Annotated in this window: 13 protein-coding genes and 1 tRNA gene; 5 read left to right on the top strand and 9 right to left on the bottom strand. The window is 33.7% G+C overall.

From position 1 onward, the window contains the following. Nucleotides 1-17: 17 nt before the first annotated feature. The 4 genes from OPU68_RS16420 to OPU68_RS16435 form a co-directional block, all read right to left on the bottom strand. Nucleotides 18-347 carry a DUF6660 family protein gene (locus tag OPU68_RS16420; RefSeq protein WP_051259706.1) on the bottom strand — a complete coding sequence of 110 codons (330 nt, stop codon included), beginning with the start codon at nt 345-347 and terminating at the stop codon, nt 18-20. 438 nt (nt 348-785) lie between these two features. Next, the gene (locus OPU68_RS16425) at nt 786-2,564 is read right to left on the bottom strand and encodes an endonuclease (protein WP_028123470.1); all 1,779 of its coding nucleotides are present in this window, start codon (nt 2,562-2,564) and stop codon (nt 786-788) included. Nucleotides 2,565-2,620: 56 nt separating this feature from the next. After that, the gene (locus OPU68_RS16430) at nt 2,621-3,193 is read right to left on the bottom strand and encodes an HD domain-containing protein (RefSeq protein ID WP_165596599.1); all 573 of its coding nucleotides are present in this window, start codon (nt 3,191-3,193) and stop codon (nt 2,621-2,623) included. 316 nt (nt 3,194-3,509) lie between these two features. Then, nucleotides 3,510-4,250: a methyltransferase family protein gene (locus OPU68_RS16435; RefSeq protein ID WP_498475040.1), complete on the bottom strand. Its 741-nt coding sequence runs from the start codon at nt 4,248-4,250 to the stop codon at nt 3,510-3,512. A gap of 552 nt (nt 4,251-4,802) precedes the next feature. Here OPU68_RS16435 and OPU68_RS16440 point away from each other — a divergent pair. Then, nucleotides 4,803-5,465 carry a response regulator transcription factor gene (locus OPU68_RS16440; RefSeq protein ID WP_063970318.1) on the top strand — a complete coding sequence of 221 codons (663 nt, stop codon included), beginning with the start codon at nt 4,803-4,805 and terminating at the stop codon, nt 5,463-5,465. Nucleotides 5,466-5,468: 3 nt separating this feature from the next. Next, nucleotides 5,469-6,860, top strand: a complete 1,392-nt coding sequence (locus OPU68_RS16445; protein ID WP_063970317.1) for a sensor histidine kinase — start codon at nt 5,469-5,471, stop codon at nt 6,858-6,860. 273 nt (nt 6,861-7,133) lie between these two features. Here the strand turns inward: OPU68_RS16445 and OPU68_RS16450 are convergent, their stop codons facing one another. Next, nucleotides 7,134-7,397, bottom strand: a complete 264-nt coding sequence (locus tag OPU68_RS16450; RefSeq protein ID WP_063970316.1) for a hypothetical protein — start codon at nt 7,395-7,397, stop codon at nt 7,134-7,136. Nucleotides 7,398-7,402: 5 nt separating this feature from the next. After that, complete coding sequence (locus OPU68_RS16455; protein ID WP_165596598.1) at nt 7,403-7,573, bottom strand: hypothetical protein; 171 nt, start codon at nt 7,571-7,573, stop codon at nt 7,403-7,405. Between the two features lie 205 nt (nt 7,574-7,778). Between OPU68_RS16455 and OPU68_RS16460 the strand changes: the two genes are divergently transcribed. Next, nucleotides 7,779-9,353 (top strand): recombinase family protein, encoded by a 1,575-nt coding sequence (locus OPU68_RS16460; RefSeq protein ID WP_086048187.1) that lies wholly within the window; start codon nt 7,779-7,781, stop codon nt 9,351-9,353. On the opposite strand, the gene OPU68_RS16465 is transcribed toward OPU68_RS16460, so the two are convergent. From OPU68_RS16465 to OPU68_RS16475, 3 genes are all read right to left on the bottom strand, one after another. Beyond that, nucleotides 9,307-9,380 (bottom strand) — tRNA-Arg (locus OPU68_RS16465). The two genes, OPU68_RS16460 and OPU68_RS16465, sit on opposite strands and share 47 nt — an antisense overlap. Before the next feature lie 47 nt (nt 9,381-9,427). Then, entirely contained in the window at nt 9,428-11,206 is a 1,779-nt protein-coding gene (locus tag OPU68_RS16470; RefSeq protein ID WP_498475041.1) for a TonB-dependent receptor, read from the bottom strand. An 85-nt stretch (nt 11,207-11,291) separates the two neighbouring features. Beyond that, a complete protein-coding gene (locus tag OPU68_RS16475) occupies nt 11,292-14,264 on the bottom strand; it encodes a tetratricopeptide repeat protein (protein ID WP_498475042.1) in 2,973 nt (990 codons plus the stop codon). 255 nt (nt 14,265-14,519) lie between these two features. Here OPU68_RS16475 and OPU68_RS16480 point away from each other — a divergent pair, with 255 nt between their 5' ends. Beyond that, a complete protein-coding gene (locus tag OPU68_RS16480; protein WP_498475097.1) occupies nt 14,520-16,184 on the top strand; it encodes an amino acid permease in 1,665 nt (554 codons plus the stop codon). A 46-nt stretch (nt 16,185-16,230) separates the two neighbouring features. After that, entirely contained in the window at nt 16,231-18,099 is a 1,869-nt protein-coding gene (locus tag OPU68_RS16485) for a PAS domain S-box protein (protein WP_498475043.1), read from the top strand. The last annotated feature ends 19 nt before the right edge of the window (nt 18,100-18,118 follow it).

Genomic DNA, 18,118 nt, shown 5'->3' on the forward strand with positions numbered 1-18,118 from the left:
CGTCTGCTCAATAAAAATTATATTTTAGGGGGTTGCCATATCTGATCGTACACCAAATATGCAAAGTCATTCTTTTTAAAAAGAATTTTTTTAGAATAGTACTCTTTTATTTGCTTACGATATTCTAAAACAGGTTTTATTTTAATGGAAGTAACGCTGATTCTGCAGCAGTTACAATAACAAAAAGGAGAACAAGAATCTGTTTTTGAATGAGCATCGTTTTGCTCAGATTTTGTGTAGGAATATGATATATTTTCTGTTTTTGACTGCGCCTTTGCACCATCCATGCATGGCATTAATGACAATGCCATGAAATAGACTGTAAAAAGCAATCTTAGAAAATTCATGTTACAAAGATAAATAATTTACTTTAACAAATGTATTAATAAGGAATAATAATATTGGAGTTTTAGTTAAAAGATTACTAAAATTTTAAAAAACATTAGAATCGCAAGTTGACATAACATTTAAGATTGGGTTTATTTAAAATTTAAAGCTGAATGATACATACAAAGCTTTTTTTCTTTATCGAAACACAAATTAATAAGATCTGATAAATGCAGCGAAAATATTAAACCAACAACTTTTTTTAACACTTAAAATTTACTTTACATAATTTTAAGACATTTTGATCTGGGTTATTTAAAATCATGTTGATATTAGTTTTTAAGGATAACAATATATAATTTAAGACATGCTAACAGGCCAATATTGAATCTCTACAAGTGAACTATAATTGACAAAGACCGAATAAAATCGGTCTTTGTCATAAAGTAGTGAAGTTATTAATCTACAATAAATTTTGAATAATTACCATCTAATATCAACATATAAGTGCCTTTTGCAAAACCTGTGATGTCAATTTTGTTAGACGATTTAAATGGGTTAAGAATATTTAAAATTAGTTTACCTGAAAAATCATAAATCTTTGCATTTGTAAATTTCTTAAGATTTTCACCTCTTATAAATAATTCTTGATTCTTAGCTGGATTTGGATAAATAGTAAATATATTAGTTTTTGAAGATTCTTCAGCTGACAATGCTGCACAAGTCCAAGAAAGGTCATCAATTGCTACCCTATTCCCAGAAATAGGATTAATTAATTTGATAACAACACTTCCTAAAATATTAATGTTGTTAATTGTTGTTGTAGCCACTGTACTACTGTAAGGAATTGTCCCGATCAACACTCCGTTTATTTCTACATTTAGGTTATTTGCTGTTCCTGAATATTTTAATTGTGTCTTTACCGTAAGGCTTTGAATTCCTCCAGAAACTGCAGAACTTGTTAAACTGCCATCCTTAACGGTTATTGCCTTACCTGTAATCGTTTCGTCAATTCGAGCGTCGGTCGCAGTCCACATGATATTATTACTTGTCCATGTTTGTGTGGAGTATGTGGAAGTACTTGTAGATGGAATATTTGAAAAATCTTCGGTTCCACAAGTTACTGTTCCTCCAGTTGATCCTTCTAATGTTGTTCCTGTAGCTACATTACTTTGAGTTGAAAGATTACCGGCAGCATCTTTAGCAATAATATAGAAATTGTAAGTTGTTGCTGGATTTAAGTTTTGTATAGTAGTGTTAATTCCTGAAACAGTAGCTTTTAAGACTCCATTTACGTAGACATCATATCCGGTAACACTAATATTATCAGTAGATGCAGTCCAACCCAATGCTATCGTGTTAGCAGTTGGATTACTTGCCACCAAATTTAGAGGAGCTGAAGGTGCTTGGGTATCTATAGTCGTTGATCCCCAAACTAAGTTTACAAAACCGGGATTGTCAATGTATGGATTTCTATTGCCCTGATAAACATAGGATGCGTTGTTTCTTGCAATCTCAAATGATGAGACTGGATCTAAGGTATTCCACGATAGTAACTGATTTAGTTCCCAAACCTGAAGACCTGGATATGCAGAGTTTCCCAAAATATTCCCACTGGAGAATCCTGCAATTTGTGTTTCATATCTGGTCACAAAGTAAAAAATCATTCTCGCAACATCGCCCTTAAATTCATCTATAGGTTCAAAAACAGTTCCTGAATATCCTGATGAAACAGAACTTCCTAACTTAGATCCGTTTAAAGAGGTAAATGAGGCAGTGCCAACCTTTCCAAAAGGATAATTTGATCTCATCCCATTGACCTTGCCGTCTGTAGGTGTTACAAAATGTATATCAGATCTCATCGGTAAATTTTGATTGAAAAGGCTTTGCGGTATAATGTGCTCTCTATTATAACAATCTCCTTCATTTGAATAGGATCCACAAGTATTAGTTCCGTGATTAAAGTTATAAGGATCTGAACCGGTAGGATTTTCCGAATACATATCTAAAACTGTTCCGTCGTTTTCATAAAAATAATCTTTATCTGAACTTTGAAAACCATTTAATAATGAATTGTATCCTTTATCGATATGACCATTGGTTATAATTGATTTTAATTGACTTTTAAGTGCTGCCCCGGTAAGGCCCGTGGCACTGCTGTAATAATTTGGTGGTAACTGAGCAAAAATTGAAGAAAATGTGAAGCTCAAAAAGAAAGCGAAAATTGATTTTTTCATTTTAATGTAGTGTATAAATAATGAATGAGTTAATAATTATAAAATGGAGTTTTTAGTTAAATGTTTTCCTTAACAATTTGCATATTAATTTCTTTGGAGTGATTCAATACTTTTTGTCCATATTCTGTATGGTACTGATGATTTTTTAAAAACTCATAGTTCTGCACTTGCCATTCTTTATCACTTAGAGAAAAACCCTGATGAAGTTCAAGCTCTCTTCTCAATAATTCTTCGTAAATATGATAATTAGGTTTGCATAGATGATACATATCTGCGTCACGAATTATTTTTTCTGCCAACGTTGAGGGTATGTGAGAATATTTTGTAGCGTTGATACATTTGATTACCTGTTTGATAAATTCTCTATCACAGTTAAGACCAGTAAGAAAAAATTCTGCAATCCTACTACTCTCCTCTTCGTGTCCAATGTAATATTTTACATATCCGCAATCATGAAACCACGCCGCAACTATTAAAACATTGAGTTCATTTTCAGTCACATTAGAATGCTTGCAAATTTCATTTACAGCATTTACTACTTCTTTTGTATGACCCAAACTATGAAACAATAGATTTCTGCTTGCTGAATGATCAAGTAATTCGTTGACGTAATTTTCAACTTTATTCAAAATTTGGCACATGTATACTATGAATTGTGATTGTAGCTAAAACAGCAATGAAAATTGGTTGATTGTTTTTAATCTCCTACAGAATGTGAACTAAATAATATTTTCTTTTTTATAATCTTAGGTTATCTCTTAATCATAATTCTTTAAGCACTAACAAAAGCTCCAAACCGATAATATTTCCCGGAAGCAACAATAAAAAATGACTTATTAAGAAGTGTATAATCGCTTAATAGAAATGTAGTTTTAGAAGAATAACATTTGATCAGAAATACTGAACTGATCTCTTATTCTTGATGCATAACGTTTGTACTTTAAACTAATTCGATTTTATTTTATCGGTAAAGGGATTTTTTTTAATAACTTTAATTACTACATATAGTAACATAGTTACTATAAAACCTCCGATAAAAATCATATTGTAATGCTCATGTTGTTTTATCGTTTCAGAGAACAATTCAAAAACAGTAAAAATTAAAAAGATTGCGAATAATCCATTCTTTTCTTTTAAAAGAACTTTTTTAGTACTGAAAGTCAAATCATTATTTTTAAATAGAGAAAAATTAGGAATAAATGCGGGAACTTCAGTTGCCCAGTTAGTATATTGTGCTCCAAATTTTCTTTCTAAAAATTGCTCTTCCGCAAAAACAATCCTTTCATAATAAATCCAATAAAAAAGAATAAATGAGATAATAAACCAAACTTCTGTGGTCATCAGTGCTAAACCTAGCCACATGAAAAAATTCCCCAGATATAAAGGATTTCTCACTATACTATATATTCCGGATGTATTGAGCTGATCTGCGACCTGTCCTTGCTTTGTATTTCTTCCTGATGTATTGTTTGGAGTAAAACCAACTGTATATATTCTGACAGCTAAACCTAATAAACTTACTGAAAGACAAAAAATTTCATAATCAATAGTACATTGAGCCTCTTCCTGAAGTAATACAGTTTGTATAAAAACAACCAGCCCTATCAGTAAAATACCAATAGGCAAAAAACTTCTGTTTTTAAACAGACAATTTCCCTGGTCTTCCAATTCTTGTTTTAAAGGCATGCTGAGAAAATTTTAAATAAAAAAAGTTAACAGATATGATCATTTTATGAGTTGTTTTTCTACTCAAACAAATAGAATTTTAACTTATCTAGATAAAATCCTGTACTAAATCGATTTATCTGCTGCAAAACTAACATATTCGACTCGTCCAAAATAACAAGAGTCGTATTCTTAAGGAAATCTTAAGAAAGCATGAAAATAATTCAATTGCATATTTTATTTATTCGTTCGATCAGTATAATACTTCTCATAAAATCAAAGAATCGAAAGTAATATTCCTTTTGGCTCTAAAAATAATTTTAAAATGAATAATGGAACTCATTTTATTTAATACTCTTTAAAAACTATAGATAATATCGTATGTAAGCTAAAAACATTGGATTTTAAATGGAGCTTTATATTCCAAACTCAAGATTACCTTAGATAATAATATTTTAAAAACAGACCACTAATTAACTTTGAAGTGTTAGAATTTATTATTTTTGTCATGAACGTCAAAGGAATTAGGTTTATTTCAAAAGCATATCTCTTTAATAGGCTATACATAAAGGAATGAAAATTTTGATAATAGAAGATGAGGAAAAATTGCTGCAACTTCTTAAGGAAGGTCTGTCGGAAGAAGGTCATCAGATAGAAACTGCAAAAGACGGAAATAATGGTTTAATTAAAGCAGTCAACAAAAGATTCGACCTGATCCTTTTGGATTGGATGCTTCCTGAAATTTCGGGCTTGCAGGTTTGTAAAAGAATTAGAAAAAATAATCAAAAGACACCTATCATTTTCCTGACATCTCGAGACACCTTGGGAGATATTATTGATGGTTTAGAATCTGGAGCAAACGATTACATTAAAAAACCTTTTAGTTTCGAAGAGCTCGTTGCGCGAATTAATGTGTATTCAAGAACAATAGAACAAGAAGATTATTACTTAGGTGATATAACCATCTTTTCTGAAAAGTTTCAGGTTTTCAGGAATAAAACTGAAATTCCTCTGACACAGACTGAATATGAACTCTTAAAATTTTTGGTTAAAAATAAAGGGCTTGTCAAATCACGTACAGAAATTCTCCACCATGTTTGGGGTATCAATTATGAATATGATGCCAATATTATTGATGTTTTTATTAACGGAATTAGAAAGAAACTTGGCATTACCCCAAGTGATGAGAGAATAAAAACAATAAGAGGACGAGGCTTCATTGCGAAAGACGAATAATTTATGCTGAATCTATCATTTAAAGACCGAATATCACTTTATAATCTATTTGGTGTTGCCGTTTTGACACTACTTATATTCTCTGCAATTTATATTACAGTAGCTTTTACTGTTAATTATGATATTAATGAGGAACTGACTCGTGAGGTAAATGTCCACCGGGAAAAAAGTGCGAAGGTAAACGGTAAGATAACACTCGTTCATAAAGAAGAATGGCAGCAATCAGAACACAACACGATGGATATGAATCCTGTGTTCATTCAAATATTCAATGAAAATGGTAAAAGTATTGATAAGTCTCCCAATCTTGAGCAAAAAGATCTTATACTACATCCAGAGGCTACCGAAGAAAAATTTATAGATTCTCAATTGGATTCGGTGCCAATCAGACAAATACAGATCAAACTTGAAGAGGATGGACAAAGTTTCGGACACACCGTTATTGCAATGTCGATAAAACCACAATACCGTGTTTTGAATAGTTTACAGTATATTTTAGTGATAACCTACATTCTCTTCCTGCTCATTCTATTTTTTCTGACTCGTTATATCGCCGGTCGAAGTATAAGTCCAGCCCTTGTCATTATGCAGACAACCAAAAATATCACTGCTCACAATCTTAAAGATAGAATCACTCTTCCTGCTAATAGAGATGAACTATATATATTATCTGATAATATTAACGAACTTCTCAATAGAATTGAAAACGCAGTTCTTCGTGAACAACAGTTTACAACTGATGCCTCTCATGAGCTTCGAACACCATTGGCAATTATACAGACAACACTTGAGTTGCTTGTTCGTAAACCGCGAGAAACTGAAGAATATGTCTTGAAAATAAAATCTTGTATTGAAGAAGTTAATAGAATAAATGGGATGGTGAGTCAGTTGCTGATGCTTGCAAGATTCGAAAATTTTGACACAAATTTCCAACTCCTCCCTATCGCAATCAACCAATTGATTGACAGAGCAATAACTAGGAGCAAAGAAAAAATAAATACCAAAAGCATCAAAATAAACAATTCAAACATGAAAGAATATTTTGTCTTATCACATGAATCAATGCTTTCAATTATCTTTGACAATATCATTTCAAACGCTGTTAAATATTCAAATAATAATGGTGAGATAAACATTCAGCTTGAAAATAAAGGAGATTGGATTTATTGTACGCTGAGTGACCATGGTATCGGAATTTTGTCTGATGATTTGGATAAAATCTACGATCAATTTTACAGATCCGAAGCCAATGATCATCGTCATATCAAAGGTAGCGGACTAGGACTTTCTATTGTAAAGAAGATTAGCTTATTACTAGGTATACAGATCGACGTACAATCAAATAAAGGAAAAGGCACCGACATTCATCTGAAAATTCCGCGATTTAAAATGTAATATTCTGGCCGAATTTTAATAATTTCAATAAAATATGTTTTTATAATCAAGTTCTATCTATGATAAAACTTGAGCGGAAATCGAACTATAAAAATTGTTATTAGAATAATTAGAGAAGGTTGAAGTTTATAAAAATTATTATGTTAAATTGCTTAATCCTATTGCTACAACCATCTTGATAATGGTGAGAGGAATATATTTTTTGCTTGATCTGCAAGATTAATATTTGTAAACATATGAAATGATAAATCAAGTATTTTATATATTAGAACTTTATGTTTCATCTTTAATGTAGCTCTGCTTAATTTTCATTAATTCATTTTTCTGTTCATTAATGAGGTTTTCTAATTCATCAAACATAAATTCTATTATTTTAATATTATCATCTGATAACTCAAAATTATTTAAATCCAACACTCCATTGGGAAACTTGTCACTCATAACTTCAAGAAAATTAATCGCATCCCCACTAAGAAATTTTTTATTTTCTTTTAGCCATTCTTTATCTTTACTTAATAAGTATTTGTACAAATTCATTTGAATTATTTTATCAAAAACTTCTTCTGAGTTGTTTTTACTAAGCCCGCAAAAGAAGCCCATTGATTTTTATAAGTTATGTTCCTATTTCTACCAAGCCAACGTGGTAAAACATTTAATTCTTGTTCTTTATTTAGAGCTTGTAATATTTCTATAATTGGTTTTAAATTTTCCAAAGGCTTTGTAATGCTTTGAATATGCACATAAAATTTCTATTTAAGCTAAATATATCTGTTTATAAATGGCGATATAACAAACTTGAACTAAAATATGTGTGCGATTTACTTACCAATTGGAATTATACCAAATATTAATTGGAATTTAAGATAAATTATACTATATTCACCTAAAAATCAAAACATTAATGTAAAAACTATCATTATGCTAATAGCAGATTTATATATAAGAGTATCAACCGATGAACAAGCAGACAAAGGTTATTCACAAAGAGATCAGCACGAAAGATTAGAAAAATATTGCAATCAAAATCAAATAACGATTGGGCAAATAATATTTGAAGATCATTCGGCAAAAAACTTTAACAGACCTGAGTGGACAAAATATATTAATTATCTAAAAAAAAGAGGTCTAAAATCAAATTTAGTTTTATTTACAAAGTGGGATCGCTTTAGCAGAAATGCTGGCGATGCTTACCAAATGATTAAGTTGCTGAACAAAAACAATATATCTCCTCAAGCTATTGAGCAACCTTTAGACATGTCTGTCCCAGAAAATAAGATGATGTTAGCAATTTACCTGGCCGCTCCCGAAGTTGAAAATGACCGCAGAGCTCTGAATACTTTTTACGGGATGAGAAGGGCACAGAAAGAAGGCAGATTAATGGGAACTGCGTCTTATGGCTACGTCAATAAGTGTACTGAAGACGGGAGAAAATATGTTGGACTTAAGGAACCAGAAGCATCAAATATGCTCTGGGCATTTAATGAGATTGCTAAGGGTAAATATACTACGAATCAAATCAGGTTAAAGATGAATGCTTTGGAAGGAGCAAACATTAGTAGTACATCATTTTACAGGGCAATCAAAAATCCAATGTATTGTGGCAAAATATTTATTAAAGCTTATAAAGATGAAGAAGCTTGCCTTGTAGATGCGACGCACGAAAGTTTAATTTCTGAGGCTTTATTCGACAAAGTTCAAAGAGTTCTAAGTGAAAAAACTTGGGAAGAAAGACCACAAGGAAAAGTAATTGCCAACAATCATTTTCCCTTAAGAGGTTTTTTGAAATGTCCAAAATGCGGAGGGCACATTACAGGTAGCGGATCAAAAGGAAAGAAAAATATTTATTACTATTATCATTGCAATTCTAAATGTGGTTACAGACACAATTCTGATTTAGTTAATTGTACGTTCGAAAGAGAGTTGAAAAAATTCGAATTTAATGTCGGATTTAGTAATTTAATAAAAGAAATTCTTCTAAGTAATTTTAAAAATATTGAGCAAAATCTCAATGCGCAGAAAAGAGAAATCTCTACTAAAATTACAAATTTGACTAATCGTTTAGAAAGTGCTCGTGAAAAATACTTGGAGGATAAATTAGATTTTGAAGATTATCAGATAATTAAAAACGAAAGTAAAAAAAAGATTGACGTACTAGAAATTGACTTGCAAAATCAAAAGTTAAACCGTACAAATACTGACATCAAAAACAAACTTCATCAGACCCTACAAATTTTACCAAATCTCTCTCAAATCTATACTAAAGGTGATGATGACACAAAAAAAACACTAATGTGTTCGATTTTTAGTGAAAAACTCGAATTTGCAGAAAATACGTTTCGAACACCCCAGCTCAACTCCGCACTATCATCTATCTTACTAATTAACAACATTTTACAAAGTAAAAAAAAAGGAAAAATCACTGATAAAAGTGACTTTTCCCTTAGAGTGACCGCGAAGGGATTCGAACCCCCAACCCTCAGAGCCGAAATCTGATATTCTATCCAGTTGAACTACGCAGCCTACTTTTATAAATGATAAGTGATCCATTTATCATTTAGCAATTATGTTTAGAAAGTAATCTTCACGCCGGCCAAAACCTGTGCTCCCAAAACTTTGTAGCCCAAGTAATTCTGATATTTGGCGCCAAGAAGATTATTTCCGAGTGCGAAAATACTGAAATTTTTGTGAAGTTTGTACTCTGCCGAAAGATTAATATCAGCATAACCACCAACTTTTTCATTTGTATTTTCTGTAGAAGTATAGCCGTTGAAAATAATGTCGCTCGGAGTCACCTGATAAGAATTTGAAGTTCTGTCAGTTACAAAATATCCCTTGAAGCCAAGTGCCAGTTTTTTCTCCAGCATCGTATATTTTGCACCAAGATTAAATTGTAATAAAGGCTTATAATAAACTTCCTCCAGATTATCCAATTTGTATTTCATAAAATGCAAACCTGCATCCACAGTCAGATTTTCCATCGGGAAAGCCTGCAAATCTCCTTTGATTTCCATCAGATTTCCACTGTCATAAACTGAACTAAATGTATTTGCGTAATCAAATCCTGATCTTTCGACAGAAATTGTGTTATCAAACAAACCATTATTAACAAAAAACTGCGCATTAATCACTTTGCTGAAACCTGCGTTTACATCGTATTTGAACATTTGGCTGATGTCGCCTTTCAAACCGAAATAGAAATGGTATTTGTTTTCAGTTGGTGTCAAAAGCAGATCTGAGATCAAAAATGGATTTTCTTCCAACAGATTTCCGTAGGTATTCAGCTTCAAACCACCGTCGATTCCTCCATAGAATTTGAATTCGTCAGCTGCCACAACCAAAACTTCTGCTCGCGGAAACCAATAGAATTTGCTTCCTTTATTTTGAGTATTAATATCTGATAATTTAGAATTAAGAAAACTGAAATCCGACCCGATCAACAAATAAGATTCGCCTTTGTAGAAAGTGACTTTTGGCGATAAAGTGAAATTCAGTTGATTCGAATTATTTTGATTGAGCAATTCAAATTTAGAATTCACGGTTTCCAAATCTATGCCCAAATCTGCGTTTGCAATGATTTCATTGCTAATTTCAAAATCGTGTTTCGACAAATTAAGTTCAACATTCGCATAACTTTCTTTCGCATTAAAATGGTCGCTAAGGAAATACGATCTCACTTTCACATTATTCAAAATCTCGTTGGAATAATGGTCATAAGAGGCATTCACGCTGAACTTATTGACTTTTTGCTGTAAATCCAAATCAGAATTTTCAGACGTCAAAGCATAGATTCCGTAGTAATTGTAATTATTAAAACCATAATTCGCGTCCAGATTGTACTTGCCTTTTTCCGCATAGATGTTCGCATAAGCACCAATCTTTGCTTGACTGCTTTTGGAATCCCAATCGTAATCTTTCTTAAGTCCAGACGTGGATAAATAATGAACATCCGCTCCTACTTCTACATTTTCCTGAACTTTTCCGGAAATATTCGCATCTGCTAAGAATTTTCCATAATTTCCGTAACCCAATCTGAAATAGTTGGACTGAAAATCATTGTTGAATTTTGGAGAAATATCTTCGCTTTGGATTTCGGTCGTTTTGAAATCAGAAACCGGCGGAACATTCACAATATCGTATTTCAGATTGAGAGAATCTTCCTTCTCTTTGTTTTCCGGCGGATAATTTTTTTCCTGAATGACAGACGTTTTCTTCTTCTCGATCTTCTTAACTTCAGGTTCACGTTTTCTGTTCAGGATTAGTTGCTCTTCTTTGATCTGAGCTCCGATTTCCGAAATTCCGAAAGTTCCTAAAAATGCCAGAACGGCGATATATTTCAGTTTGTTCATTTTTTTATATTTAATGATTAAAAAATTATAATATTAGCAGTAGTAATTTTTGAATCTTTTAATCATTTAATTTTTTAATTCTATTTTACTTCTTGATCTGCGCCTTCACTTCCTTCGCTTCCGCCACAACTTCTGGGAAGTCACCGTAATTATTGATGATCTCGTCCAAAGTGTAACTCGCCTGGTAATTGTCCTTCAAAGCCAAATAATTTTTCGCCATAATCACCAAAGCTTTTGCACCCCAATATTCTTCGGAAGCATAATTGTTTGCCAGTTTGAAAATCGTTTCATTGGACGATTTGAAGGCTTTTCCTTTGTTTTGATAGAGGGCTTTTGCGTAAAGAGCTTCCGCCGCAACTTCTGTATTGGAGGATTTTTCTAAAGCTGTGTAAGCTGTTTGCGCCTCTTTATCTTTCGATTGTTGCATCAGACTTCTCGCTTTGATGACTTTCGCCTGTTCCAATGTGGCTGCAGAATTTTTAGAATTTGAGATGACGGCATCCGCGTATTTTTCAGCTTCGGCAAAGTTCTTTTCGTCCGCGTAGATTTTCATTAATTCAATCGAAGCGAAGTTTTTGATATTCACATTCGTGGAGTTGGCAACTTGTTCCAGATATTTTTTCGCATCTGCAATTTTGTCCTGCGAAATATAGATCTGAGCCAATCGAACCTGCGCATCTTGCTGAAAATCATTCTGGAAATCGGCAACATTTTGCAACGGCAACATCGCTTTGTCAATTTGTTTTAATTGATAATAACTTTCACCCAACTCATATTGAGATTTGAAAAGATTGTCGCCACTTGGACTTTGATCCAGATATTTCTCGTAATAAGAAACAGCTTTCGTGTAATCTTTCTTGCTGAAACTTTCCTGCGCCAGATTAAAATTAATTTCATTGATTTCTGAACTGTCCACTTTCACATTAAGACCTTTTGCAAATTGTTCGTAACCGGCAACGTCGCCTTTTTTCACGAAAGCAGGTTTGGAAGCCAAAACGATTTTCTCTGCAAACGCTGTATTTTTATATTGATTTGCTAAAAGCTGGAATTCAGCGATTGCTTTATCCGTTTGATCCTGATCGATGTAATTCTGAGCTCTGTAAATCTGGGAATTCGCTACCAGATCTTTGTCTGGACTTGATTGAATTACTTTATCGAAGTAAGAATTTGAATTATTGAAATCGTCATTCTGCGCATAAGCCGTTCCGATTTCATAGTTCGCATCATCAACATATTCAGAGTTTGGATATTTTGAAATTAAGGTTTTTAGCTCCGCAATTTTCGCAACCGTATCACCTTTGAAACCAAGAGCTAAAGATTTTTGATATAAGGTATAATCACTCGCATTCTCCGTTTTATTATAGATCTCCAAAGCTTCATTCAACTGATTGTTAGCATAATAAGTATCAGCCAAACGCAATTCTGCATCCGCTTTGAATTCCTGTTTCGGGAATCTCAGATATTCCTTAAAATATTCCTGAGCCGAAGCAAAATCCTTAGCTTTGAAATAAGCGTAACCTAAATCGTAATCCAACTGTTCACGTTCCGGGAAACCTTCTGCCGTTTCGTTTTCGAGTTTTGTGTAAGTCGAAATCGCTGATTTGTAATCGCCTTTTTGATAGTAAGTCTGACCCAACCAATATTGCGCTTTCTTGTAAAATTCTTTATTGAGATTAGATTGAAGACTTTGTTTGAAATAAGTTTCAGCAACATCAAAATTCCCTTTGTTGAATTCCTCAGAACCCAAAAGATAGGAAACCTCCTGCTCTATTTTCTTGGTCTCGTTCGTTTTCTGGTTGAGCTTCCCGAGCGCTTCTAAAGTCGCTTTGTAATCTCCGGAATACAGATAAGATTTCACGAGAAGCGATCTCATTTCCTGAGTTTTTGCACCGCTCGGATATTTATCAATATATCTTTGGATTACTTTTGATGAATTTTCAAATGGATTTCCCAGTTCGTAACTCAGTTTCGCATATTGTTCCAAAGCCAATTGCTGAACTTTCGGGTCATAATTCATTTGTGAAGAATTACGATACGCCGACAAAGCTTCCTGTTTTTTCCCGGTTTCCAAATACGCATTTCCCAATTGGTAGTAAGCGTTTTGCGCCAACGGAGAATTGCTGTTGATCAATTGGTTGTAATAGCCAACCGCTTCGTCATTTTTCTTTAACTGAGCGGAAACAAATCCCATCTCGTAAAGGTCAGATTCTGAAGGCGTTTGTTCTTTATCCAAAAATAATTTCAAATGCGGATAAGCTGATTGATAATCACCTTTCATAAAATAACTTTCTCCAACTATCTTATGAATTTCCGTATCGTAACTTGTTGATTTTCCATTATTAAGAAGTTCATTTCCTTCCGAAATCGCAAGGTCATAATTCTTCTGGTTGTAGTACATCTGAACATAATACGGCTTCACGAGATGCGCATATTCTTCATTATTTTTGATCTGGTCAAAATAGATGAAGGCATTATCATTCTGTTTGTCAGCATAATACAAATGTCCGAGCATATAAGAAATCGCAGGTTTGCTGGTTTCATCTGCCGATTTGAAAGATTCTTCCAAAGCCTCGATCGCGCCGGCAGAATCGCCAGTCATAAACTTGGCGTAACCCAACTTCATAATATGTTGCGTGTTTTCCTCCTTGCTCAATTGGTATTGATTGACTTTCTGCAAAGTTTCCAACGCTTTCTCAAAATCCTTTTTAGCCAAATAATAATCCGCCAAAGGTCCATTGGCCTGCGCAAAATATGCAGAATTCGGATATTCTTTCATAAAAGCGTTCAGGCCTTCTTCCGCATATTGTTGTTGGAGGATCACGCCGATCACATTGCTGAAAAACGCTGAAGCTTCTTTTTTGGAATTGCTGAGATTCTTGTTGTAAAAATATTGTTTGGAATATTCGTATTGCGAAGCGTTGTAGATCTTGGTCTGGTAGAGATTATCTGCCAAACCGAAATGATAATCTTCGTTCTTTGTAAAATATTGAGATTGTTGCGCCTCGGAAATCCCGTAAAGAGATAACATCGAAGCGATTATTATTTTTTTTGAATTCATATAGATTTTCAAAATTAATGTCATTCTGAGTTTGTCGAAGAACGGCTTCAACAAAGTTTATTCATTTTCAACGAAAATAGGGAAAAGATATTATTTAAGGGGAATTTAAAACGCTTTTTTTAAAATTCAGAAGTTTTATTATAACTCAAACCGATTATAAAGTTTTTAATTAAAATCAATTTTCATTTAACAAATTCTTAACAGAAACATCAAATTTTCTTTATATTTGTTACTTTCATAAAAATTTAAGCTTTGATAAACTCACTTTTCAGAAGGAAATCTACAAATACAATTATTAACCAAGGCGGTGATGGTGAACACTCTAGCCTGAACAAAGTTCTAACAGTCAAGGATTTAACGTTCTTCGGGATTGCAGCTATTATTGGCGGCGGAACATTCAGCGCGATTGGAAATGCTTGTTTTTCCGGTGGTCCTGGCGTGGTGATTTTGTATGTAATTTGTGCAATTGCCTGTGGATTTACTGCTATGTGTTATGCAGAATTTGCATCCAGGGTTCCGGTTTCGGGGAGTGCATACACTTATGCTTATGTGTCTTTCGGAGAAATTTTTGCGTGGATCATCGGCTGGGCTTTGATTATGGAATATTCTATTGGTAATATTTACATTGCGTTTTCCTGGAGTGGTTATTTTACAAATTTGCTTGAAACATTCCATATTCATCTTCCCGAATGGCTCACCATTAATTATCTCTCTGCTAACGAAGCTTTTACAAGCAGCAAAGGAGATGAAGGACTTGCGGCGTGGAAGAATGCTCCTATAATTGGGAATTTGAGAATTATCTTTGATTTGCCAGCTGTTATCATCAATGTTTTGATTACTTATTTGGTTTACAGAGGTGCTAAAGAATCCAGAAATTTCAGTAATATAATGGTTTACATTAAGTTAGCTATTATTGTTTTAGTCATCATCGTTGGTGCTTTTTATGTGGATATTGAAAACTGGACGCCATTTATGCCGAATGGTTTCGGCGGTGTGATGGGCGGCGTTTCAGCTGTTTTCTTCGCTTATATCGGTTTCGATGCTGTTTCTACTTTGGCAGAAGAAAGCAAAAATCCTCAGCGTGATCTGCCAAAAGGAATGATTTATTCATTGGTAATTTGTACGGTTGTTTATATCATTTTAGCCTTAGTTTTGACCGGAATGGTTTCTTATCAATTGCTTGGCGTGAGCGATCCTTTAGCCGAAATTTTCGCTTTGAAAGGTGTGAAATGGATGCTTTTCATCGTATCTATTGCTGCAGTTGTGGCGATGACAAGTGTGATGCTGGTTTTCCAACTGGGACAGCCAAGAATCTGGATGACAATGGCAAGAGATGGTCTGATGCCTAAGAAATTTGCTGAAATCCATCCTAAATTCAAAACGCCTGGGTTTGCAACAATTGTGACTGGACTTGTTGTTGGACTGCCTATATTTTTCACGAATGAAAATTTGGTTTTGGACTTTACAAGCATTGGGACTTTGTTTGCATTTGTACTCGTTTGCGGTGGCGTTTTGATGCTGTCTCCACAAAGCGAAGCCGAATTAGCAGAACGTGCTACGAAAGGGAAATTCAGAATCCCTTACATCAATTCAAAATTCATTTTTCCTGCCTTGGTAATAGTTTCCGCAGGAGTGATTCAATATTTGTTTCCGTCATTTTTTTCAGATACTTTTAGATTTTCCAAAGAACATTTTGCCACCAATATTTCTATGGTTGTGTTCTTTATTCTTTGTATCGTGATGAGTGGTCTGGCTTTTATAAAAAATCTTTCATTAATTCCTTTGCTTGGATTAGTTTCCTGCTGTTATCTTCTTACCGGAATGGCAGTTTCCAACTGGAAATGGTTTGGCATTTGGCTTGTAATAGGCTTGGTAGTTTATTTTTCTTACGGTTATAGAAACAGCAAACTCAGTAAATAGTATAAATTTAAATTCTTGAAATAAATTAGTTTTTAAGTTAATCTCAATGAAAAATTTTATCAAAAGTAATATTTCTCAAGACTCTCTTGCTCTTTTACTTACTCAGGCTCCCATTGCATTATCTATGTTGATGGGGGATGATTTTGTAATCAAAGTTGCAAACCCGCAGATATTGGAACTCTGGGGAAGAGAGCCAGAAGTAATTGGTCTTAAACTTATCGAAGCTTTGCCGGAGATCAAAGATCAGCCATTTTTGAATATTTTAAAGGAAGTTAAGAAAACAGGAATTCCCTACAAAGGCTATAAAGAATTGGCTTATCTTATCAAAAATGGAGAGAAAACCGCTTGCTATTTTGATTTCATCTACTCACCAATTTACAACGATGACGAAACTGAAATCCTCGGCGTAAGCATTGTAGCAACTGATGCTACAGAAACGGTCTTAGCCGAAAAAAATCTTGCAGAAACTGAGTATAAATTTGAGACTCTTATTAAAGAATCGGACTACTCTATCGGATTGTACAAAGGCATAGATCTCATCGTGGATATAGCCAATGATTCTATGTTAAAAACCTGGGGTAAAACAAAGGATGTCATCGGAAAAAAATTAGAAGATGCCTTGCCAGAGCTCAAAGGTCAGCCATTTTTACATATCTTGAAAAATGTGTTTGAAACCGGAGAAACTTATTCTGCAACGGAAGACCAAGTCATGCTTTCAATAGACGGAAAACTGGAAACTTTCTATTATAATTTCTCTTATAAACCCTTGAGGAATAAAGAAGGTGAAGTCTATGCAATTCTCAATTTTGCGGTGAATGTTACAGATCTTGTGCTTGCCAAAAAACAAATCGAGGAAAACGAAGAAAAATACAGAAATCTTGCAGATAGTCTCCCTAATATTGTATGGACTGCTGACAAAGAAGGCTTCATAAATTACTACAACAAAAGATGGTATGATTATACAGGATTCGAAGGTCTGGACAGCCGGGAAAATGCTGCAAAAAAAATCCTTCATCCCGATGATTTGCAAAAAGCAATTGACATCTGGCAAACCAGCAGACAGACCAAAAGCGCTTATGAGATAGAATATCAATTCAAAGACCGGTCAAAAGATGGTGCTTACAGATGGCATCTGGGCAGAGCAATTCCTATCAAAGACAAAGATGGCGAAGTGATACAATGGATTGGTACTTGTACAGATATTGATGAATTCAAGCAATTCCAGCAGCAGAAAGATAATTTTCTTGGTATTGCGAGTCACGAGCTTAAAACGCCGCTTACAAGTCTCAAACTCTATTCGCAATTTCTTGAGAAAAACCTCAGAAAGAAAGAAGATGATAACAATGCAACGGTTGCACTGAAGATGGATGAGCAAATCAACAAACTGAATAATCTGATTAATGACCTTTTGGATGTGACGAAAATCCAGAATGGGAAAATCCTTCTTAATGATTCTGAGTTTGATTTTCAGCACTTGGTAAATGAAGTAGTGGAAGAACAGCAGATGAGTACAAGACATAAAATTGAAGTAAATTCTGATCATTCTATTGGTAAAATTTATACTGACAGGCACCGCATCTCTCAAGTAATGAGCAATCTTATCAATAATGCTATAAAATATTCTCCAAACTCAGATAAAATACTAATATCAAGCGAGTTAACAGAAAACAACACCATACTTTTCTCCGTGAAAGATTTCGGAATTGGGATTCCTGAAAGCAAAAAAGATAAGGTTTTCGAGCAATACTACAGAGTCAGCGGCAGTAAAGAACATACCTTTCCGGGACTTGGTCTGGGACTTTATATTTCATCAGAGATCATAAAAAGAACTGGTGGCAGGATTTTTGTAAATTCAGTAGAAGGTAAAGGATCTGATTTTTGTTTCGAGATTCCTAAAATCAATAAACCTGTTTAATTATTACAAAAATATACAA

The sequence above is a fragment of the Chryseobacterium sp. TB1-D10 genome, assembly GCF_059803555.1.

Bases quoted from the DNA above. Each gene is read 5' to 3' on its own strand.
- OPU68_RS16445 (WP_063970317.1), top strand. From the start codon at position 5,469: ATGCTGAATCTATCATTTAAAGACCGAATATCACTTTATAATCTATTT.
- OPU68_RS16425 (WP_028123470.1), bottom strand. From the start codon at position 2,564: ATGAAAAAATCAATTTTCGCTTTCTTTTTGAGCTTCACATTTTCTTCA.
- OPU68_RS16475 (WP_498475042.1), bottom strand. From the start codon at position 14,264: ATGAATTCAAAAAAAATAATAATCGCTTCGATGTTATCTCTTTACGGG.
- OPU68_RS16470 (WP_498475041.1), bottom strand. From the start codon at position 11,206: ATGAACAAACTGAAATATATCGCCGTTCTGGCATTTTTAGGAACTTTC.
- OPU68_RS16440 (WP_063970318.1), top strand. From the start codon at position 4,803: ATGAAAATTTTGATAATAGAAGATGAGGAAAAATTGCTGCAACTTCTT.
- OPU68_RS16460 (WP_086048187.1), top strand. From the start codon at position 7,779: ATGCTAATAGCAGATTTATATATAAGAGTATCAACCGATGAACAAGCA.
- OPU68_RS16450 (WP_063970316.1), bottom strand. From the start codon at position 7,397: ATGAATTTGTACAAATACTTATTAAGTAAAGATAAAGAATGGCTAAAA.
- OPU68_RS16435 (WP_498475040.1), bottom strand. From the start codon at position 4,250: ATGCCTTTAAAACAAGAATTGGAAGACCAGGGAAATTGTCTGTTTAAA.
- OPU68_RS16485 (WP_498475043.1), top strand. From the start codon at position 16,231: ATGAAAAATTTTATCAAAAGTAATATTTCTCAAGACTCTCTTGCTCTT.
- OPU68_RS16420 (WP_051259706.1), bottom strand. From the start codon at position 347: ATGAATTTTCTAAGATTGCTTTTTACAGTCTATTTCATGGCATTGTCA.